Source organism: Streptomyces sp. NPDC015130 (genome assembly GCF_043080005.1).
Taxonomy (GTDB): Bacteria; Actinomycetota; Actinomycetes; order Streptomycetales; family Streptomycetaceae; genus Streptomyces.
In genome coordinates, this window is the sequence record NZ_JBIBVC010000004.1 from 390,802 (window position 1) to 410,882 (window position 20,081).

Annotated in this window: 12 protein-coding genes and 3 pseudogenes; 8 read left to right on the forward strand and 7 right to left on the reverse strand. The window is 71.3% G+C overall.

Annotated elements, in window-relative coordinates:
• Positions 1-108: 108 nt before the first annotated feature.
• Positions 109-1,350, forward strand: coding sequence for an NAD(P)/FAD-dependent oxidoreductase (locus ACF08F_RS10425; RefSeq protein ID WP_392298104.1), 1,242 nt, complete (start codon positions 109-111; stop codon positions 1,348-1,350).
• Positions 1,351-1,479: 129 nt separating this feature from the next.
• Here ACF08F_RS10425 and ACF08F_RS10430 read toward each other — a convergent pair whose 3' ends face one another.
• Positions 1,480-3,126, reverse strand: coding sequence for an alpha/beta fold hydrolase (locus ACF08F_RS10430; RefSeq protein ID WP_392298105.1), 1,647 nt, complete (start codon positions 3,124-3,126; stop codon positions 1,480-1,482).
• Between the two features lie 15 nt (positions 3,127-3,141).
• Positions 3,142-4,779: an alpha/beta hydrolase gene (locus ACF08F_RS10435; protein WP_392298106.1), complete on the reverse strand. Its 1,638-nt coding sequence runs from the start codon at positions 4,777-4,779 to the stop codon at positions 3,142-3,144.
• A gap of 307 nt (positions 4,780-5,086) precedes the next feature.
• On the opposite strand from ACF08F_RS10435, the pseudogene ACF08F_RS10440 reads away from it, so the two are divergent.
• Positions 5,087-5,200: pseudogene (locus ACF08F_RS10440) on the forward strand (LysR family transcriptional regulator); the annotation flags it as partial.
• A gap of 43 nt (positions 5,201-5,243) precedes the next feature.
• On the forward strand, positions 5,244-6,059 hold the full coding sequence (locus ACF08F_RS10445) for a hypothetical protein (protein ID WP_392298107.1): 816 nt from the start codon (positions 5,244-5,246) through the stop codon (positions 6,057-6,059).
• A 79-nt stretch (positions 6,060-6,138) separates the two neighbouring features.
• Here the strand turns inward: ACF08F_RS10445 and ACF08F_RS10450 are convergent.
• Positions 6,139-6,420 (reverse strand): annotated as a pseudogene (locus ACF08F_RS10450) (UBP-type zinc finger domain-containing protein); the annotation flags it as partial.
• A 279-nt stretch (positions 6,421-6,699) separates the two neighbouring features.
• Here ACF08F_RS10450 and ACF08F_RS10455 point away from each other — a divergent pair.
• From ACF08F_RS10455 to ACF08F_RS10470, 4 genes are all read left to right on the forward strand, one after another.
• Positions 6,700-7,140 (forward strand): hypothetical protein, encoded by a 441-nt coding sequence (locus tag ACF08F_RS10455; protein ID WP_392298108.1) that lies wholly within the window; start codon positions 6,700-6,702, stop codon positions 7,138-7,140.
• Complete coding sequence (locus ACF08F_RS10460; protein ID WP_392298109.1) at positions 7,137-10,088, forward strand: hypothetical protein; 2,952 nt, start codon at positions 7,137-7,139, stop codon at positions 10,086-10,088. The genes ACF08F_RS10455 and ACF08F_RS10460 overlap by 4 nt, the downstream gene beginning before the upstream one ends.
• Positions 10,089-10,388: 300 nt before the next feature.
• On the forward strand, positions 10,389-10,682 hold the full coding sequence (locus ACF08F_RS10465) for a DUF6087 family protein (RefSeq protein WP_392298110.1): 294 nt from the start codon (positions 10,389-10,391) through the stop codon (positions 10,680-10,682).
• A gap of 258 nt (positions 10,683-10,940) precedes the next feature.
• Positions 10,941-12,044, forward strand: coding sequence for a DUF5954 family protein (locus tag ACF08F_RS10470; protein ID WP_392298111.1), 1,104 nt, complete (start codon positions 10,941-10,943; stop codon positions 12,042-12,044).
• Positions 12,045-12,583: 539 nt separating this feature from the next.
• On the opposite strand, the pseudogene ACF08F_RS10475 reads toward ACF08F_RS10470, so the two are convergent.
• The 4 genes and pseudogenes from ACF08F_RS10475 to ACF08F_RS10490 all read right to left on the reverse strand — a co-directional run.
• A pseudogene (locus ACF08F_RS10475) lies at positions 12,584-12,950 on the reverse strand (IS5/IS1182 family transposase); the annotation flags it as partial.
• Between the two features lie 271 nt (positions 12,951-13,221).
• A complete protein-coding gene (locus tag ACF08F_RS10480) occupies positions 13,222-16,614 on the reverse strand; it encodes an ALF repeat-containing protein (protein ID WP_392298112.1) in 3,393 nt (1,130 codons plus the stop codon).
• A 125-nt stretch (positions 16,615-16,739) separates the two neighbouring features.
• A complete protein-coding gene (locus ACF08F_RS10485; protein ID WP_392298113.1) occupies positions 16,740-17,909 on the reverse strand; it encodes an RICIN domain-containing protein in 1,170 nt (389 codons plus the stop codon).
• Between the two features lie 131 nt (positions 17,910-18,040).
• Positions 18,041-18,562 carry a hypothetical protein gene (locus tag ACF08F_RS10490; protein WP_392298114.1) on the reverse strand — a complete coding sequence of 174 codons (522 nt, stop codon included), beginning with the start codon at positions 18,560-18,562 and terminating at the stop codon, positions 18,041-18,043.
• 349 nt (positions 18,563-18,911) lie between these two features.
• Here ACF08F_RS10490 and ACF08F_RS10495 point away from each other — a divergent pair, with 349 nt between their 5' ends.
• Positions 18,912-19,955: a helix-turn-helix domain-containing protein gene (locus ACF08F_RS10495; protein ID WP_392298115.1), complete on the forward strand. Its 1,044-nt coding sequence runs from the start codon at positions 18,912-18,914 to the stop codon at positions 19,953-19,955.
• Positions 19,956-20,081 lie beyond the last annotated feature (126 nt).

A 20,081-nucleotide genomic window follows, 5' to 3' on the forward strand; every position in this document is an offset into this window, starting at 1 on the left:
GGGTGTTCTAGCGTGGAAGGAGACACGCACCGGGCAGCGGCGACGGCCGGGGCTTCCCGTCGTCCGTCGGCCGCCCTCGGGCAAGGGTCCGTTCGGCAGGTGAGGTCCATGAGCGGCGCAGCCGGCTCGACCGGCGACGGAAACCACCGATATGACGTGATCGTCGTCGGCGCACGGTGTGCCGGAGCACCGACCGCGATGCTCCTGGCCCGCCTCGGGCACCGGGTCCTCCTGGTCGACCGGGCGACGTTCCCGAGCGACACGATCTCGACGCATCTCATCCATCCGCCCGGGCTGGCCGCGCTCGACCGGTGGGGACTCCTGGAGCGGGTCGTGGCCACCGGGTGTCCGCCCATTGACACCTATGCGTTCGACCTCGGGCCGTTCACCATCGCCGGATCCCCGGCCGGCGAGGGATTCGACGCGTCCTACGCCCCGCGCCGCACGGTCCTGGACAAGATCCTCGTCGACGCCGCCGCGGAATCCGGCGTCGAGGTACGCGAGGGGTTCACGGTCGACGAGGTCCTCTTCGACGGGGCGGCGGTGACGGGCGTCAAGGGTCACAGCAAGGACGGCGGCACCGCCGTGGACGAGGCCCGAGTCGTCGTGGGCGCGGACGGGGTCCACTCGTCCGTCGCGAGGGCGACGGGTGCCGCGGAGTACGCGGAGAAGCCGAAGATCAACGCGTACTACTACACGTACTGGGCAGGCCTGCCCATGAACGGTGTCTTCGAGGCGTACGACCGCGGCGACTGCGCCTTCGCCGCGTGGCCCACCAACGAGGACCTGACGCTGGTCATCTGCGGCTGGCCCATGCGCGACTTCGAGGCCAAGCGCGGCGACGTCGAAGGCAACTACCACGCCACGCTGGCCCGGGCGCCGGGGTTCGCCGAGCGGGTCGCACAGGCGACCCGTGCCGAGCGGTTCGTCGGCATGGCCGTACCCAACTACTTCCGCGAGTCCTACGGGCCCGGCTGGGTCCTGGTCGGCGATGCCGGGTACCTGAAGGACCCCATCACCGCGCAGGGCATCCAGGACGCCTTCCGGGACGCGGAGCGGTGCACCCGCGCACTCGACGACGTACTCGCCGGCCGCCGGCCGTTCGACGAAGCGATGCGGGACACGCAGGAGGCGAGGGACCAGCAGGTCACGAGCATGTACGAGTTCACGGCGGACTTCGCGACGATGGAACCGCCGCCTCCCGAGATGCAGCAACTGCTCCTCGCCGTGACGCAGAGCCCTTCGGCCTGCGACGAGTTCGCCAGGGTGACGGCGGGTGTGACCCCGCCCGAGGAGTTCTTCGGCCACATGGCCGAACGAATGGACCGCCGGATGCCCGACGCGGCCTGATCCCGTTCATCGGCCGAGGCCGCGGCCGCGGAGGTCGCGCCATCGACCGCCCGGCCCCCGCTCCGGTGCGAGCGGGGGCCGGGCGGTGGGTGTCTCTGATGCGCGGTCGAGCGATGCGGTCGAGCGTGTCTACGGCGCGATCTCGAACTGCGGCGGCTGGAGGCCCGCCAGGCAGCGGGTGTCCGGACGGGCAGGGTCTGCGAAGAACGAGGTGGTGATCGTCTGGGCGCATCGCGAGTCGGCGAAGACGACGTGGGCCACGTAGGGGACCGTGACGGCGTGGGACCGGCTCAGCGTACGGGCCACGTAGGCCCCGTTGCTGGGTGCGGTCTGGGCGTCGAAGCCGCCGGACAGGGCGAGGGTCGGGATGTCGCTGTGTGTCACGTCCCTGATCCAGGGGGGTGCAGGGGGGACGTCCCAGGCGCGGCAGTCGTCGTGGAGCCAGGCGAGCTGCGGCGCGTTGGCCAGCATCGAGCGGGGGAACGACGGGAACGCGCGGTGCCCGCCCCGGATGATGTCGGCCCGGCTCTCGTACGGGGTCCACTGGCTGCAGAAGATGCCGTAGACCAGCCCATGGGCGACCCTTCCCATGGCCTGCGGGCTGTACTTGCCGCCCGCGAGCTGCTCGGCGATCCGCTGCCCGTTGCCGTGGGCCAGTTCGTCGATGGAGCGCGGCACTCCCTCCGCCAGGTGGCTGGCGAACGTCAGCCAGGTGACGAGCTGGCTCCCGTCCAGCACGACCTTCACCGGCTCCGGATGGACCGGGACCGGGACCGTGACCGTGACGGTGAGCGGCTTGGCCTCCAGCTCGCTGACGAGGCGGAGGAAGGTGGCCTTCAGGTTCGGGTAGCGGGTGTTGCAGGCGGGCTGCTCCGCGCAGGCCTTGAACAGACCGTCGAAACCTTCTCGCGCGGCCTTCCAGGTCACGGCCCCGCCGCCCAGTGAGGGTGGCAGGACGCCGTCGATGCCGACCGACCGGATGCCCTTCGGGTGCAGGCGCATGTAGTTGAGCGCCAGGTGGGTGCCGTAGGAGATGCCGAAGACGTTCCACTTCTTGACCCCGAGCGTCTTGCGCAGGGCGTCGTAGTCGGCCGAGCTCTCGATGTCGTTGTAGGCGCTGCGGTCGGCGCCCGTACCGTCCACGCGGTCCCGGCAGGCCCGGGTCGCCTGGACGTGCAGGCGACCGGTCGACGGTGCGTTGGAGACGAGACTCAGGGCGCGGGCGTTGAACTCGTCGATGTCGGGACAGGTGAGCACCGGGTCGGCAGAGTAGGTGCCGCGCTGGGACATGAAGATCACGTCGCGGTCCCGGTTCAGGTCGCCGGCCAGCGCCATCGGGATCTCGGAGACCGCGTCGTCGCCGGGACCGCCGGCGAGCCACACGATCGGGTCGGGTGACGGCTTGCTGCTCTCCGCGGGCATGATCGCGACAGCGAGGGTGATCTTGCGTCCCCCGTGGCTTCTGGGCTCCTTCGGCCCCTTGGGTCCCTTGGGCCGGTGCTTCTCGGGCACGGTGAGGGTGCCGCAGCGGGCGCGCGCGAGATCGGGGATCGGGTCCGCCGTCCTCGGACAGGGGCCCGGTTCGAAGTGGGCGTCACCCACCGTACGGGCGACCGTGCCGATCGGGCCTCCGGTGCCGGTGCCGGGGCCGGTGCCGGTCTCCGCGTGTGCGGGCAACGCGGCCAGGCCGATGACGAGGGCTCCGGCCGTGGCTCCGGCCAGTGTTGCCGGGAGCCGCCGCGCGGTGCTCCGGCGCGGGGTCTTACGTGGGGACATCGTGCGTCCTCCTGGTCAGGGGATGATGGTGAACGGCTTGGGCACGACATCTGCCACGCAACGGGTGTCGGGCTCGGTGGGCCTGTTCAGGAAGGAGCGCAGGACCGACGCGGCGCAGGGCTCCTGGGGAACCACCCAGTGGGTGATCCCGGGGACCACCACGGCGGTGGAGCGGGGGAGCGTACGGCCGGCGAACGGCCCCCAGCTCGCGCCGGTCTTCGCGTCGAAGGTCCCGCTGATGATGAGCGCGGGGACCTTGCTGTGGGTGGCCACCCGCTGGACCCCGGTGCGGTCCGGGACGTTCCAGGCGCGGCACAGGTCGTGCTCGAAGGGCAGCTGCGGGGCGTGGGCCAGCACGGAGTCCGGCCAGCCGGGGAAGGCCCGCCGGCCCGCCTGCAGCACATCGCGCTTCGAGTAGCCCGGGGCCCACTCGGCGCAGGCCACCGAGTGCGTCAGTCCGTGGGCGAACTCGCCGATGGCGGGCGTAGCCCCGGCGGCCTGGGCCCGGGCGAGGCGTTCCGGATTCCCGGCGGCCAGTTCGTAGAGCGCCGCGGGGACGTCGGCGGACGGGACCAGTTGGCCGTTGGTGACCAGCAGGTTCACCAGCGTGCCCCCGTCGAGGACGACGTTCACCGGGGTGCCGCCACCGGGCGGCGGCACGGTCAGCCTCAGGGGGTTGGCCTCCAGCCGCCGGACCTGCTCCGTGAGCGTCCGGGAGAGGTCCGGGTAGCGGGCCTTGCAGGCGGGCTGGGCCTCGCAGGCCGCGAAGATCGCGTTGATCCCCTCCCGGGCGCTGTCCCACGCCCACGGCAGGCTCACGATCTGCGGCGGGACGACCGAGTCGATCGCCAGCGAGCGGATGCCGTGGGGGTGGCGCCGCAGGTAGGTGAGGCCCAGGTCGGTGCCGTAGGAGTAGCCGTAGACGTTCCATTTCTTGATGCCCAGCGCCTTGCGCAGGGCGGCGAAGTCCGCGGCGTTCTCGGTGGTGTTGTAGGCGCTGAGGTCGGCTCCCTCGGCTGTCAGGCGGTCCCGGCACTCCTTCGCCGCGCGCACCAGCCCTCGCCCGGTGGACGGCGCGTCGTAGGGCATGCCGACGGCGGAGGCGTTGAACCGGTCCATCTCCGGGCAGGCGAGGTTCGGCTGCGAGTGGAGGGCTCCGCGCTGGGTCATGACGATCAGGTCGCGGTCCCGGTTCACCTGGGAGGCGATCAGGAAGGGGATGGTCCCGATCGCGTCGCCGCCGGGGCCGCCCTCCATGAAGACCACCGGGTCCCCGGCGGGCTTCGCCGACGTGGCCGGGATGATCGCGACGGTCGTCCGGATGGTCCGGGTGTGCTTGAGGGTGCGGTTCTCCGGCACCTCCAGGAACCCGCACCGCCCGGGGATCGGCTCCGCGGTCTCCGGGCACGGACCGGGCACGAACCGGGCCGGGTGTCCCGGCCGGGGGCCTTCCGTGGAGGGTGCCAGGGCGCTGGTCGGTGTGGGGCCGAGCGCGCCGACCACGGCCAGCCCGGCCGCGACGAGCGCCGTCCTGGTGCGTGTGCGGTGGGGGCGCCCTGGTCGAAGGGTGTGTCGCGCCGTCCGGCGCCGAACCGTCCTGCCGGTCCCGTGACCGGACGGCAGGTCGTCCGGACCGGTGATCTGTTCCGCCATGTCTTCCCGTCTCTCGGACGTCCCCGGTCACTCGGGGCCGGGGCGCGTGGGCGTGGCCGCCTCTCGCATGTCCGGCGAGGTCGGCGTACGTCAGCCTGCGTCCGCGGCGGGAGGCCCACCACTCAAGGACTCCACTCGGAGCACGGGGTCGTCGACACGGGAAGGTGGGCATGCCACGAGGGGGAGGGCGGGGGTTCACGGAGACCGTCGGCTCCTTCGGCCGCGGTCTGTGGCAGGCTCGGTCGCGTAGCGGCTCATCGCACCGCCGGGCGCCTGTCGGCGCTCCAAGACCCATCCCGGAGCGCCGATACCCCGTGAGTGTCGTTCCAGCGTGGAGCTACGGACCTTGCGCTGTTCCGCGGCCGTCGCCGAGGAACTCCACTTCGGCCGGGCCGCCACCCGACTGCACATGAGCCCCCCCCACATGCGATCATGCTGCTCGCCGATGTGCCAAGGAGGGGTGAATGGCGGGTGTTTGGGTGACGGTCTGTCTGCCGGGTGAGGCCGCAGGCGATGTCGAAGGGGCGCTGGAAACGGCTCTTGCGCCCTTCTACATAGACACGGATGAGAATCCCGTGGACCGCGGCATGTGGGACGCGCGGCGTGTCTACGGAGGCAGCGACGGCAGGGGCTTCGCAGTTGCCCCTGGGCACTGGGAAGATCCCCGGCTCATCCACGATGATCCTCAACACAACGGCTCACCGCTCCCCAGCGTCCCGGGTGTCTGTGCCGGAGGACCGCGTGCCCTGCTCGACTTCTCGCAGCCGGTTCTCGCTTCCGAGCGTGCGGTCGCCGCGTCCTGGGATCTGTGGCACAGCCTGTCGGACCTCCATCCTCCGGCCACACCGCTCGCGGTGTTCGTCGACCGCTGGCGGAACGACCCTGACGCTTTCCCCGGTGACCGGTGGGGAGACGAGATGCTTGCCGCTTACCGGGGCCAGCCGTTGATCAAGGCCTACCTCGACCACCCCTTCAGCCTGGGCATGGGGTATCTCGGGTTCGTGGGATCCATCGGTCCCGACGAACACCCTGTCATCGGCTACGCGGGAACACGTGCCGAGTACATCCGTGAGTTCACTGATTCGGAACCACCGAGCACGGACGTGCTCACAGAGGACGGCTGGTGGTTGGAGGGCGGCACGAACGCCATCCACGCCTCCTGTGATCCCGACTCCTGCCCTCACGACTCTCCAAGGCCCCCCGTGTGGCACGGCAGCGAGGCGTACCTCGCGAACCTCCCCGGCGACACCGTCATCGTCCGGCTCCGCTGCCACGCTTGATGTCACACCCGGTGCGCAGTCGACCGGGCAGCTCGGACGGTCCTCGAGGAGAGCCGTCCTCGGGCGGTGGGGACTCGGCCAGAAACAGCTCGTCCACGTAGCACCAGCCCCAGTCCTCGCCGGGGTCGAGGGAGAGCACCACCGGATGCCCCGTCGCCGCGTGGTGCGCGTGGCTGTGGCGCCCTCGGGAGCTGTCGCAGCACCCGACGTGCCCGCACGTGGTGCACCACCGCAGCCTGGACCAGGTCCAGCCCAGGACGAGGCACTCCGCGCAACCCTCGCCGACGGGACCGGCCGGTCGCGCGATGCCGGTGAGGTGCTCACAGCGGCGTTCGTACGGGCGCCCGGGGTCTGGCGCCACCGTCCATGACGCCTCGCTGCCCGCGACGGGTCCCCTGCGGTCCGCGCCTGCCCGACCTGTCGCCATGGCCCTGCCACCTCGCCTCTCGTACCGTCCCCTGCCCTTCCCCTTCGGGCGGGGGAGCGCCGGTGGATGCGCCGCTGCACCCCAGAGCGAACGAGAATGATCATCCGAGCCGGGCGCATGGCCAGGTGACGAGCCGATCTCGCTCAGCCCCACAGAAATGAAGGCAGTTCACTAAGCTGATACGAGCATGTACAGCCAGTGACGGAGGCTCTGATGTCCGACCCGATGACAGTCCTGGCCATGACGGGTGCGACCACTGTCGTAGCCGCGATGGCCACCAGTGTTTGGGAAGGCACACGGGACCGGGTCGTGGACCTGTTCCGGCGCCGTGACGAAGACCGGGGTGAGGTGGTGCGGGCCCAGCTGGACGGTGACGCCGAACTCGTCCTGGGGGAGGGGGACGACACCGACGGTGTACGGGATGACTTGGTACGGCCCTGGGCGCGTCGGCTCGCCGTACTGCTGCGGGACCATCCCGAGGCCGCCGAGGAACTGCGGGCTCTGGTCGAGGACAGTGCCGCGCCCAGGGACGGGGGCACGTGGTCCCAGCACGTCGTCGCGCGCGCGGGCGGCGCCGCGTTCGGGGCACAAGGCCCGGGCAGCAGCGTCCACGTTCACCACCACCGGCCGGCCTCCGGTGACGCCCCGGCATGAGCGAGCGGGACCCGATCGCACGCCAACACGTCAGAGCCGAGGGCGGCTTCGCGTACGCAGTGGTCGACGGTGACATCCATGTCTACGTGGACGGACTGCCCGTCTACGTTCTGGAGAACTGGCGCCCTGCCTTCGAATCGGACGCGGAGTGGCTGCGCGAGCTGCCCAGCCGCATGCTCAGCGCCCGGCACGAGATCGTGCCGTTCACGGGGCGGGCCGAGGAGCTTGCCGATCTGCGCGCCTGGCGCGACTCGACGCGCAGACTGGCCGTCCGATGGCTCCAGGGCCCCGGGGGGCAGGGCAAGAGCCGTCTCGCGGCAGCCTTCGCCCGGGAGGCCGCCGCCGATGGTTGGAAGGTGGTCAGGGCGGTCCACGGCCCCGGGAACGTGCTGGCGCCGCCGGCCGGCGGTGAAAGCGTCGACCTGCGGACCGGTGGCGCGTCCGGGCTCCTCCTCGTCGTCGACTACGCCGACCACTGGCCTTTGCCGCACCTGACCTGGCTGTTGAGCAACCGGTTGCTTCACCGGCCGACTCTCCCGACGCGTGTGCTGCTGCTCGCCCGTTCCTCCGACATGTGGCCGGCCGTGCAGGCCACGCTCAACGACGTCCAGGCCGCCACCTCCGTCCAGATCCTTGGCCCGCTGCCGGGCGGGGACGACGGCAGCGGACCGCGGGCCGAGATGTTCCGCGCCGCCCGGGACGCCTTCGCAGCCGCCTACGAACCGGTGCACGGTCCGGCCTTTGCCGCGAAGGCGGGGCCATCGATGCCTCTGGACGACGGGGACTTCGGCCTGACGCTCAGCGTCCACATGGCCGCCCTGGTGGCGGTCGACGCGCTGGTGAGGGGCGAACCCCCGCCCACGGACGCCGCGTTCCTGGTCACGTACCTTCTCAACCGGGAGAGGTCGCACTGGGCCCGGCTCCACACGCAGGACGCGGGCCGCCGTTCGGCCGCGGCCGGGCGGGTCTGGACGACGCCGCCCGAGGTCATGAACCGGACGGTGTTCGCCGCCGCTCTCACCGGACCGGTTCCCCGGCAGGCCGCTCTCGACGTCGTCGGCCTTGTGGCTGCGAACGCTCCGGCCGTGGCGCACCCCGTCGACCGGACCGTCACGGATCACGCCGCGTGTTACCCGCCTGACGGGCCCCGTCGGGGCACCGCGCTCGAACCGCTCCTTCCCGACCGGCTCGCCGAGGACTTCCTCGCCCTCACCCTCCCCGGCCACACAGCGGAGACCGCCTACCCGTCCGCGCCGTGGGCCCCCGCGGTCCTCGGTGCGCTGTTGCCGTACGGGGCGGACGAGCGGCCGGCGCCCTGGGCGCCACGGGCACTCACCTTCCTGGCCGCCTCGGCCGCGCGCTGGCCGCACCTGCGTCACGGGCACCTGTACCCGCTGCTACGGCAGGCCCCCTGGCTCGCCGTGGCCGCCGGGGGCCCGGCACTCAGCACCCTGCTGGCCCTCGACGACATCGAGCCCGCTCTGCTGGAGGACATCCATGCGAAGCTGCCCGGACACGAGAGCCCTGAGTTCGACCCGTCGCGTACCGTCCTCGTGGAACGGCTGTTCCCCCACTGGACGGACACCACTGACGACCCGGCCCGGCAGGCGGCGGCGTACGAGTCCCGCGCGTTCGCGCTGACGGGTTCCGGACGGCTCCTGGAGGCGCTCGACGACACCGAGAAATCCGTCGCACTGTACGAGGTCCTCGCGGCGCGGCATCCGGTGGCGCGCACGCCCGACCTCGCGAGGGCGCTGGCCAACCTGTGCGGTGTACTCAACCACCTCGACCGGCTGCCGGAGGCCGAGGAGGCGGGCCGCCGCGCGGTCGAGCTCAGACGCAGGCTGACACGGATTCACCTGGACGACCAGCGCCTTCCGCTGTCCGGCGCACTGGCCGGCCACGCGGCCCTACTGCGCCAGTGCGGGCGGGACATCGAGGCCTTGCGAGCACAGACCGAGGCGCTGGAACTGGTCAAAGAACTCGTCCGTGAGCATCCCGAGGCGCACGAGGACACCCTGGGCCTCCGGTTCCTCGAGGTCGGCGTCACCCTGACGGCGGCGTTACGGGAACCCGCCGCCCTCGCCGCGACGCACGCAGCGGTCCTCCTCCTCGACCGCGAAGCACGCGACGGGCTTCCCGTACGCGACGGCCCCCTGTCGACCGCCCTGACCAACCTGGCGCGCCTCCTGCTGCGGATCAACCCGGAACTGCTGACCGGGGTCGACCAGCGGAGGTGGGCGCTGCGGGCGAGTGCCCGCGCGGTGGACATCAACCGGCGCCGGGCCAAAGCGAATCCCTTCCCGTTGACGGAGGATCTCGTCCAGTCGCTGCGTGTTCACGCCGCCGCGCTGGAGGCGGCAGGCCGTCGCTCGGCCGCCCGTACGGTACGGGACGAGGCGGAGCAGCTCTCCTACGCGCCGCCTTCGTCCAACCGCCATCTCCCTTACGTCGAGTACGACCGTCGAGAGACCGAGGAGGTGGTGGACGCCGTCGAGCTGGCCGTGTTCCGGCACATGGCCCGGCACGACGTGCGCGGATATGGCGACCATCTCCTGCCTCGCCTCCATGCCGCCCTTCGCCAGGACGGCGCGGCGGAGATTCCCTTGCTGGTGGAGATCGCCGATCTCCACCGCCGCATGGCCCCCCACAACGGGGTGCACCGGTCCCTGCTCAGCGACACATACGTGTCGATCGGTCTGGGACTCTGGCAGGCGGACCGCCGTCTGGAGGCCATCCGAGCGCTGGAACGCGCCGTGGAGGTCGACCGGCACCTTGCGGCCTCGGACCCGGGACGATACCGCGACCACCTCATCGACCGCCTCTCCATGCTGGCGGCCCGCCAGAAAGCGGCCGGCCTGCGCCTCGAGGCACGTGCCATCCGACGTGAGGCTCGCCGCCTCCGCTGGTTCCCGCGCAGGTGGAAAGCCGGCCAGTCACCTCGATGACCGGTTATCCCGGGTCGGTTCCCGGATACGGGGCGACGGTGGTGGTGTCTATGTGGCGGCATCCGAGAAGGCGCTGAAGGTCTGCCGGAGCCCAATGCACTCAAGGGTGCGGAGCACGTGCAAAGCGCTGAATCCTCCTGTGGAAGGCAACTTACTCGGGCTCACGGAGCGGCGCGCTCTCGCGATTTGGCGGGGGTGACCGCCTGGTCGCTGCGCTGCGGTCGACGAGGTCCGGACCCGTACGGGGGAACTCGGCCGACGCACGCCTGACCGTGATCACAGCCTGCGACCATCGAGCGCATGGGCAAGCACCGCCGACCCGGCCCCCCGAACCAGCCGTCCCGCGCCTTCCCACGCGTAAACCCGGACGACCCGCTCGCGGCGTACGACAAGCGTCGCCGTCCGCCGCTCGACATCTCCCGCCGGCACCGGCCCGTCCACGGTGGCGCCGGCCACCTTCGGCCCGACGAGCCACGGATCCTGGAGGAATGGGACGGCTTCAACTACGTCCCGGCCGGGACCGCGCCGGATCTTGCGGCCGCGCAGGCGTGGGCGAACAGGACCGGCCCCGACGCCGCTCCCGACGGGCGGTAGGCGGCACCTGGGCGGACGCGGCGACCGAGTCCACCGCCCCACGCCGGCCTGATTGTCCGGGACCGGGCGTGGCCTGCTCGCGCATCGACGTAGCCACCACTGGCCCACCGCTGCGCCACGACATGCGGGCCACCCCGCCGACTGTGGCGGCCAGGGCGACGAGCCACCCGGACGCGGTGGCTGCCCTCTCCGCCGGACCCGCAGCGGAGATCCGGTGAAACGGTGATGTGAGCGCACTGGTGCCGCCACGATGGCGGCATGAGCGAAGAGGATGCGGGGCCGGGGGAGTGGCCGGTGGTGGTGGTTCCGGTGGAGCCGGTAGAGGCTGCGATGGAGGCTGATGCCGCCGACGCGGCGGTACGTCACAGTGCCCTGGCGGTACGGGGCCCGCTGTTCGGTGTCGCCACACAGGGCAAGGGCGGCGGGCGGCGGTGGCGGGTGGTCGTCGAGGTCACCCACGGCTGTCCGCAGCAGGCCCGCGACGCGCTGAACTCCCGGTTGTGGTTCCAGGCGAAGGACGAGGCGAAGAGCCCGGCGGAACGCCGAGCACTGTTGGAAGCGGTCGCCCGCCTGGAGACCGAGTACGTCGACGAGATCACCGTGCTCGGCACCCGCTACCGCGTGGTGCGGGCCGAGGAGTACGCGGCCCTCGACGAGCACGGCGGCATCGAAACGCCCCGCCCCACCGACCCCGAACCCCTGACCCTCGACTGGAGCCCCGGCGCAGGTGCTCGCAGCCCGAGGGTCGACGACGGCCTCGTCCTGGATCCGGACGCACCGCTGTCCCCGCTCCAGGCGGCGGAGCGAGTCGCCCTGCGCCCCCAGGCCTACAGCGGGACCGGCTTCCCCGCCCCCGTTGTGGCCGACTCCGCACGGGCCCTGGAAAGCCACCCGGACGTCCTGCTGATGCCGGCGGCGTTCCTGATCGTCGAGCGGACCGGCGACGGCCCCTGGTCCCCGGGCAGCGGGCTGCAAGCCACCGCCCACGACGCCCGCCGCACCCTGGATTTCGCCCTGACCTGGATGGAACCACGCACCCGCGGCCTGATCCCCCACAACGCCGACCGCACGGTCGACGCGCGCGGCCCCGCCGCCGGAACCACCGACGCGGCAGCCGCCGAGCTCAAGGAGTTCGCGGAGGCCGCGGACAGATTGCGCGCCGGTCGCTGCGACGAGACCGAGGCCCACGGCACCGTCTACCGGATCGCCCGCTCCCGACGCCTCCTGCGCTGGGGCCCCGACGGACCGGAAGGCCCGCGGCCGTCCGACACCAGCACCCACGCCCCCGCAGCGCTCCACCCGCGCCTCGACGAGTACGGCACCGTCCACTTCGACGAGCCGGAGGGTGACGACCCCGCCTGACAACGAGATCGCTCGTGTGGCCCCTGGCCGAGGAGGCCAGCTTCGTTCACGTGAAGTGGTTCTGGCTCAGCTTTCGTGCCGAGTGACGCTCACGGATCCGTTGGACACCTATTTGACGTTGTGCGCGAAGAGCGTGTGGGGGCAGTTGGCGCAATTGCCGTCATTGCCTCTCTTCCACCCCTCGCATACGACACATCTCAGACAGTTGATCGTGTCCAGGCCGGTCACCAGCCCCGCGCTCTCCAGGCGAGACCGGGCCCTTTTCTGCACATCATCAAATTGACGCTGAAAATGGTCCAGGTCGTCCGCGTTCTCCTGGAGCGCCCGCTTCTGAGCTTCGGTCAGTTCGGTGTGGAGACTCACTGTCCTGCCTCCCTTCGCAAGAGGACTTCTCTGTCCGATCCCATTCTCGTCCGGGCGCAGTGGGCGGGCATCCGGGATGCGATTCGATCGCGGTCAACTATTTCCCCGACAAACGAAGAAGGATCAACCAAGTCCGTCCGCGCTCTGCTCGTATGCGCGCCCGTATCTCCCACAAGGTAGATGGTGGCGGTCCTGTGGTGCCGGATGGCCAGATCGCGCCACGGCTCGACTGTCTTGATGCAGCGCTCGACGGTGTTGCGCCGCTCGTATGTCTCGCGGTCGAAGGCCGACGAGCGGCCGCCGGCGCGGCACAGCTGTTTGCGGTTGGCAATCTGGTCGGCGGGCTACGGGATGACCGCCCGGATCCCGCGCCGCCGGAGGTGGCGTGCGGTCGGCAGCTGTCGTCGGACGCGAGGTGGACCTTCGTGGTCAGACCGGCACGGGATCGCTTGAGAGCGTGATCATCCGGCTCGCCGGCCGGAGCCCCCTTTGACGGGCCCCGGCGGCGTGCCGGTGAGCACGGACGACGGTGGTGTCGACTGAGGCGACCCGGTCCGGTACGTGAAGGCGATCGCGTCGATCACCTGCCGGTGATCGCCACCGCCCGCCCCGCCGAGACGTCCGGTCCGGCGACAACGGCTCGATCCGAGCTCACTGGGCATCACTCAACGACACACCAGACCGACGACCAGATGTTATGAAACGACTGCCCTAGGTCGAGAGCGGACTGTACGTCGTGTACGCGTCGGCGTAAGCGGTCGTACCGAGCTTGCTCGGGGCATTCCCGGTGTCCGGGAAACGTTTCCGGCGTCCATCAGCGGCGGATGAATCGGCCGATTCGTCTGACGATCGGTGAGACGCCTTCGCGTCCCAGTTGCGAGATCTTGTTGACGGCCTCGACGCCCTTCGTGGTGGCTTTCTCCGTGAGGCGGGTCACTATTGCGGAGGGGACGATCGATTTGAGGCTGTACGCCGCCTGGCCCGCCTGCACGAGGAACTCACGGCTCGTCCAGCCGTATTCGATTCCGTACAGGATCGCGCTCGCGGAATTGAACGCGGCGGCACCGACGCGGAGGGTGGTTCCGATGGTGACGAGGAGCGCAGCGGCGGGTGGGAAGACGACCCCGGCCGCGATCCCGGCGATTCCGACGCCAGTGCCCAGCAGCCCGGCGACCGTGCCGGCCTGGCTGAGAACGTCCGCCCACCACTTGACGTCGGAGTCCCCGGCCGCAGGAGGGTCGACCTTGACGGTGTCGCTGGCGGTCGTGTCGCACGGGTTGGTGCCGGCGTCCTTGGACGCCTGGGCCGCCTCCGCGGCCTGCTTTGCCGCTGCCGCGACCTCCGCGCGGCGCTTTTCGCCCTCGATCTGCCACGCGTGGCTGGCGGCGGCCGCGGCGGCAGCCTTGTCCTGGCTGGCCTGGAGCGCTGAGGCACGAGCGGAGACGGCGGAGTTCTGTGCGGCGTTGGCGGAGGCGACAGCGCTGCGGGCCGATTGGATGGCCCGATTGGCGGAGTAGTTCGCCGACCGCTCGGCGAGCCGGGCGCCGGCGGCTGCCTGACCGGCCCGTTCGGCCGAGGCCTGCGCGTCTTTGGCCGACTGCTCGGCGTCGGCCGCAAGGGTGTTCGCCTGCTGGGCGGAGGTGGCGGCCTGCTCGGCCGAAGCCCTGGCCCGGTCCGCCCACTGGAGTGCCTCGGCGGCGGCGGAGCGTGCCGTGGCCGCCGCTTCCTGGGCGCGGGCGGCGTCCTCCTGTGCCTTGTGGGCGATCTTCGCGGCGGCGGCGATCGCGCCCTGCATGGCGGCGATGTGGGTGGCCGAGTCGAAGTCGAGCTGCGCGCTCTCGAACTGCACCGAGGCGATGAAGTTGCGGCGCATCCACGCCGGGCCGTCCATCGCGGCCTGGGCGTGGGCCTTCACGTAGGGGCCGCCGGTCCGTAGGAGCGTCGCGGTGGCCACCGCGTCGTCCTCTTCCTGCGCCTTCTGGAGACCCGTGGTGAGGAACGCGGACAGCGCCTCGGGGGTACCGGAGTCCAGGGCGGCGTTCGCCGCCTGGGTCACCGCCCGGCCGGGGTTCTCGTTCAGGACGCGGGCGACCGCGACGCGGTTGTCCATGGCGGCGGCCCGGACGGCGCCCTCGCGGAGGAAGGTTCCGGCCGCGTCCGGGTCGTTGCTCTCAAGGGCTGCCGCGGCGGCGAAGGCGACGTCGGGCGGAGTGATCCTGGCGAGGAAGAGGACGGACTCCCGGTCGTCCTGCCGCTGGGCGATACGCCGGTCGACGTCGATCCAGGCGTGGACCTCCGCGTCCGTCCCGGCCAGGGCGTAGCGGGCGGCCTCCTGGGACCAGCTGCCCGTGGCGTTCAGCAGAGCCAGGGCGGCCTTGCGGCCGAGGTCGGTGGCGCTCGTGGCGTTCCCTGCGCGCAGGGCCGCTTCGGCCTGGGCGATGAGGTCCTTGGTGGCCTGGTCGGTCTGCTCGGCCTGGGTCCGCTTGAGGTCGTACGCGGCCCGCTCCTCGGCTTCCGCCTGGGCGAGCAGGCGCATCTCCGTGACCGCCCGCTGTGTGTCCTCGTCCAGGCGCTGCCACTCGGCCTCGCGGGCCGCCTTCTCGACCGCGACGGCCTGGGCGACCGCTTCGGTGGCGGTGTTCGCCGCCTTGGTGGCCTCGTCGGCGAACTCGGTCGACTTGTGGGCGTACTCGACCGCCTGGCCGGCGTACTGGACGGCCCATTCGGCGGCCGCGGCGGCCTTGTCGGCGTGTGCGGCGGCGCTGTTCGCGGTGTCGCGGGCGGTTCGCGCGGCGGCGGCGGAAGCATGCGCGAGGGCCTGTGCGGTGCCGGCGGCGTTGGTGGCGATCGTCGCGTTGGAACCGGCGATCTCCGCCTGCTGCTTGGCCTCGGCGGCGGCATTGCGCGCGGCACCGGCGGAGGCCGAGGCCCGGGCGGAGGCCGACGCGGCGGCGGCGGCGTTGCGCGCCGCGGACGCGGCGGATTCCCCGGCACCGGCGGCCTGAGCGGAGGCGGCCGCCGCATGGTCGGCGGCCTGCGCCGCGCTGCGGGCCTTCGAAGCGGCATTACGTGCGGCAACGGCGGCGTCCTTGGCGGCGGCCGTCTGAGAGGCGTCCTTGGACGCGGCGATCGCGGCCCTGTACGCGACGGCAGCGGCCGAACCCGCGCTGGCCGCCGCCTGGCCCGCGGCCGCGGATGCGTAGGAGGCGCGGCGGGAGGCCTCGACGGCCGCGTGGGAGGCGTCGATCGCGAGGCGGGAGGCATCGGCGGCGCCCTTGGCGGCGTCACCGGCCTTGCGTGCGGCCCGGCCCGCGGCGGCCACGTCGTCCTGGGCCGCCTGCGCCTCGGCGGCGGCGTTCTCTGCGGCCTCCTTCGCCTTGGCGGCGGCGCTCACCGCGCGGGCGGCGGCCTCCTCCGCCTGCCGGGTCCTGGTCTCGGCGTTCCTGCCCTCGCGCTGGACGACGGCGACGAGCTCCTCGATCTTCGCGCGCTCCTGGTCGCGGGCACGGGCGATGTGCTGCCCGGTCTCCAGGAACCACACGACATCGTCGCCGGTGCCGGAAAGGGCCCGGTCGGCGTACTTCTGCACCTCGGGCCCGGCCTGGAACATCAGCTTGGAGGTCTCGACCCGCAGGTCCTGCAGCCGCGCTGTGTACTGGCCGTCGAGGAGGAAGGCCTCCAGGGCGGCCTGGCCGCCGTCGTCCAGCGCCGCGCTGCCGGCCCGGTTCACGGCCTTGCCGCCCACGCCCATCACCGTGGCCGTCGTGACCCGCAGGTCCTCCGTCACCGCGGCCTTGAAGCCGCCGCCCAGAAACGCGGCGATGGCCGAGTCCCCGTTGTCGAGCGCAGCGGTGGCCTCACGGCGAGTGCCCTTGCCGGCTGACGCAAGGCCCCGCATGACGGCGACCCGGTTGTCCTGCGCCGTCTCACGGGCCAGATGGACGTCGAGGAAGACCCGTACGTCGGCGTCGGATCCGATGAGCGCGGCCGCGGCGGCGGCGCGGACGGCCCGTCCGCCCATCAACCACGCCCTGACGACCTTCGCCCGCTCGGTCTCCGGAAGCCGGAAGGGATCGTCGCCGGCGGGCGGGGCATCCGCCGCCCGGGCAGCCAGGGGATTGAGTACGAGACTGGAGGTGGCGGCGACGGCCGCGGTGGCCGCGATGGCCTCCAGCACACGGCGTCGGCTCCAATAGGTGCTGTCCACAAAGGTCCTTCGGGATCAGCGTCCGGTGCGTGCCGCGCGGCACGCACCGGACGGAGAAAGAGGGAAAGGGGTGCGCCCGCGTCCCTGGCCCCCCGGGGAGGCAGGGACGCGGGCGCGCGGCCGGATCAGATCTTCCAGACCTGATCGGCGTACTGCGGGTCACAGCCGACCTGGAGCAGGGGAGCCCCCCACTCCGGAGTGGTCCACGAGACGTACATGCACTTGTCGGTCACCGAGTTGCGAAGGGAGTAGCCGCCGGCGACCGGATCCAGCCTCCACACCTGGTCGCCGAACTCCGGGTGGCAGTCGTACTGGGTGACGGGGGCACCGTCCTGGGGAGTCCTCCACGACACCACGAGGCAGCGGTCGGTCTGGCGGTTGCGGATCTGGTAACCGCCCTCGACCCGCTCGAACTTCCAGACCTGGTCGGCGTACTGCGGGTCGCAGTCCACCTGCTGGGCCGGTGCGTTGTTCTCGGGGGTGCGCCAGCTCACGTACGCGCAGCGGTTGCTCAGGCTGTTCTGGAGGGACGCGGTGGTGAGGCGGACCTCCTGCAGCCAGCCGGCGAGGGGGTCGGTGCGGACGGAGAGGGCGCCGGTGCGGGTCTCGGTGGCGGGGGTTCCGAGGCATCCTCCCTGCCAGGAGCGGGAGTTGATCCCCACGATCGCACCGTCGGCGTTGAGGAGCGGACCGCCGGCGTCGCCCTTGCAGATCGCCCCGCCGTTCTTGCCGGTCACAGCGAGGTTGGTGGCCGTGGTGGCGGCGGGGTCGATGGTGAAGGTGCCGGTGTGAGGTTTGTCCGGTACCCACTCGGTCTTGGTACGGCCGAAGCCGACGGCCGTCAGTTCGGTACCGTCCGCCGAGGCGGCGGCTGCCGAGACGGTGGTCGAGAGGCGAGCCGGTGTGATCGTGGTGACGGGCGTGGCAAGGCGGACGAGGGCGGCGTCCCGGTCCGCACGGGGGGCTACCTCGATGACCTCGATCCTCTTGCCGTCGCTGAGCGTGGCGGTGGTCTTGAGAGCCGGCTTGCCGGCGGGGACAGTGGTTCCCGGGGTGGCGGCGAAGCAACTCGCGGCGGTCAGGACCCAGAATCTGTCGACCAGGGTTCCGGTGCAGGCGCGGGAGTTCGCCTCGTCGCCGAGGTCGAGCCGGAGCACGGCCGGGTGCGTGCCTGTGGCGGCCTCGGGGCCGGGGACGGCGCCGGCCGGGGTGGCGGAGAGGAGGGCCGTCGACAACAGGGCGGTGGTGGCCAGGAGGCCGGAGATCCGCGAGGCACGCGGACGGAGTGCGGACACGTCTGTTCCTTCGAAGACAGGGCGCGGGCGTGGAGGCACGGCGATGCGGACGCCGGCGCGCGGGCCGACGCATCGGCCGGCAGGTTCATGGGATGCGGTGTGAAGGGCGCGGCAGGGGGCGCCCTGCGGTGCTACTTGGACGTGCGGATCTCCATGAGCATGAAGTCGCGACCCTGGTCGTCGGCGCTCTCCCCGATGGTGGTCCAGGCGTTCTTGTTCAGGTCGAAGGACTTCTCCTCGGTCCCGGTGGTCATGTCCACCGTCGTCGCGTAGCTGTTGCCCCTCATGGCGAACACCGCGGGAATCTCCAGACTCAGGTAGCCGGAGACGCCGGTGACCCGGAAACAGATCTTCTTGTCGTCGGCGCGGGACCAGAGCTCCAGCAGGTCGGTAGCGCTCCCGCAGTCGGCCAGTGTGATGTGACCGTCCCCGCGCTTCAGCGTGATGCCCCGCTCCGTCAGGATCCGGTCGGCGTCCGGATAGCCGAAGTCCTCGATCGCGTAACCGGGCCCCTCCTCGGCGACCACCGCCATCGCGGCCGGGGGCTCCTGCCTGGATACGAGCGAGGTCCCGCCACCGACGGCGAGCCAGGCCAGGGCGCCCGCGGCCAGGGCCGCGCCGGCGGTGCGGAGCATCGTCTTGCGTGTCTTCAAGGGGCTGTCCTCGTCATCGGTTCGGGTGAATGCACCGAAGCGGTCGTCGATAGGGATGTGAAGGAAGCCTTCCGAAAGAGGGAGGCCTGCTCCTCGGCGGTCGTCATCTCCGCCCTCGATCCGCGACTCACTCTCCCAATTCTCGACGGGGAACGCATTGACGGAGGGTGCACAGTGTCTTGACGGGCAGTCGACACCGGCGTTCCGCCCGAACCCCTGAAGGTTTAATTCCGGATTACTGGCCGGAGAGGGGAATGCCTGATTCAGGCGCCGGCCGCCGCCTCTCCCGTGCGCGCCGCGCCACGGAACTCCTTGTCCGGATGGCTTTCGCTGCTGTAGACACGTGGGCATGCTGCCCGAGATGACGTTTCGCAGTTCCGACTTGCCGCCCGCCGAACGGTTCGATTTCTGGCGAGAGCTCATGTCGAAGACCCACGCGCCCCTGGACCTGCAGAGCGATTATGCGGATGACTTCTGGGTGAACCAGCGCACGATTTCTCTGGGCGAGATAACCGTCTACCCTCTGGAATGCAATCCCCTCGCGTGGCGACGCACGCCGAAACTGATAAGACAGTCAGACCCCGAGGCCTTCCATCTCTCGCTCATCAAACGCGGGGCCGGAGTCGTCACGCGGGGGAAGGACAGCATCGCGCACAAAGCTTTCGAGTACCACACCAGCGACACCTCGCGCGCGTTCGAGATCACTTCCATCCGGGATTCATTCGAGGTCATAGGAGTGGAAATCCCCAAAGCTCTTCTTCCCTTACCCCCGCGTATCGCCACCCAGGTCGTCGGCAAGCGCATATCGTCCCGAGGCGGCATGGGGGCCCTGCTGGCCACCTTCCTCGACCAGATAACCAGGGACAGCCACACCTACCAGCCGGCCGACGGCCCGCGCCTGAGCACCGTGCTGGCAGACCTCGTCGCTTCGCTCTTCACCGGAGTCCTCGACGCCGACCGGTCCCTGACCCCGGAGACCCACCGACGCACCCTGACGCTCCGCGTCATGGCCTTCATACGAAACAACGCCGACGACCCGCGGTTGGACATCGCCACGATCGCCGCCGCCCACCACATCTCCGTCAGCTACCTCCACCGCCTGTTCCAACAGGAAGGCAACGGGGCGACGGTGGCAGGGTTCCTGCAGCAGCAGCGACTCGCGCGAGCACGCCAGGACCTGGCGGACCCCCTGCACCAGGGGCTGCCCGTGTACGTGATCGCCGCCCAGCGCGGCTTCACCCACGCCTCCGCCTTCAGCCGGTGTTTCCGGGATGCCTACGGCATCACGCCGGCGGCCTTCCGCGCTCGGTCCCTGGCCCTCCTCCCCAAGGAGTGCGACGCGCATCCGTGCCCCGATCCGAGAGCGAGCGGCGAGGCTGCGACATCCCGGTGAACGCCTGCCCCGAGCCACCCCCCACCTGCTTCGGCACGGCTGTGTTCGTGACAGGATGACGGCATGTTGATCAGAAAGGGCGATGCCTCGTAGGCGCCCGAAGGCCGTCCGTGACGAGCAGTGGCG

Coding starts and splice junctions, on each gene's coding strand:
- ACF08F_RS10455 (WP_392298108.1), top strand. CDS start 6,700: ATGTCCGACCCGATGACAGTCCTGGCCATGACGGGTGCGACCACTGTC.
- ACF08F_RS10430 (WP_392298105.1), bottom strand. CDS start 3,126: ATGTCCCCACGTAAGACCCCGCGCCGGAGCACCGCGCGGCGGCTCCCG.
- ACF08F_RS10470 (WP_392298111.1), top strand. CDS start 10,941: ATGAGCGAAGAGGATGCGGGGCCGGGGGAGTGGCCGGTGGTGGTGGTT.
- ACF08F_RS10460 (WP_392298109.1), top strand. CDS start 7,137: ATGAGCGAGCGGGACCCGATCGCACGCCAACACGTCAGAGCCGAGGGC.
- ACF08F_RS10465 (WP_392298110.1), top strand. CDS start 10,389: ATGGGCAAGCACCGCCGACCCGGCCCCCCGAACCAGCCGTCCCGCGCC.
- ACF08F_RS10445 (WP_392298107.1), top strand. CDS start 5,244: ATGGCGGGTGTTTGGGTGACGGTCTGTCTGCCGGGTGAGGCCGCAGGC.
- ACF08F_RS10435 (WP_392298106.1), bottom strand. CDS start 4,779: ATGGCGGAACAGATCACCGGTCCGGACGACCTGCCGTCCGGTCACGGG.
- ACF08F_RS10425 (WP_392298104.1), top strand. CDS start 109: ATGAGCGGCGCAGCCGGCTCGACCGGCGACGGAAACCACCGATATGAC.
- ACF08F_RS10495 (WP_392298115.1), top strand. CDS start 18,912: ATGCTGCCCGAGATGACGTTTCGCAGTTCCGACTTGCCGCCCGCCGAA.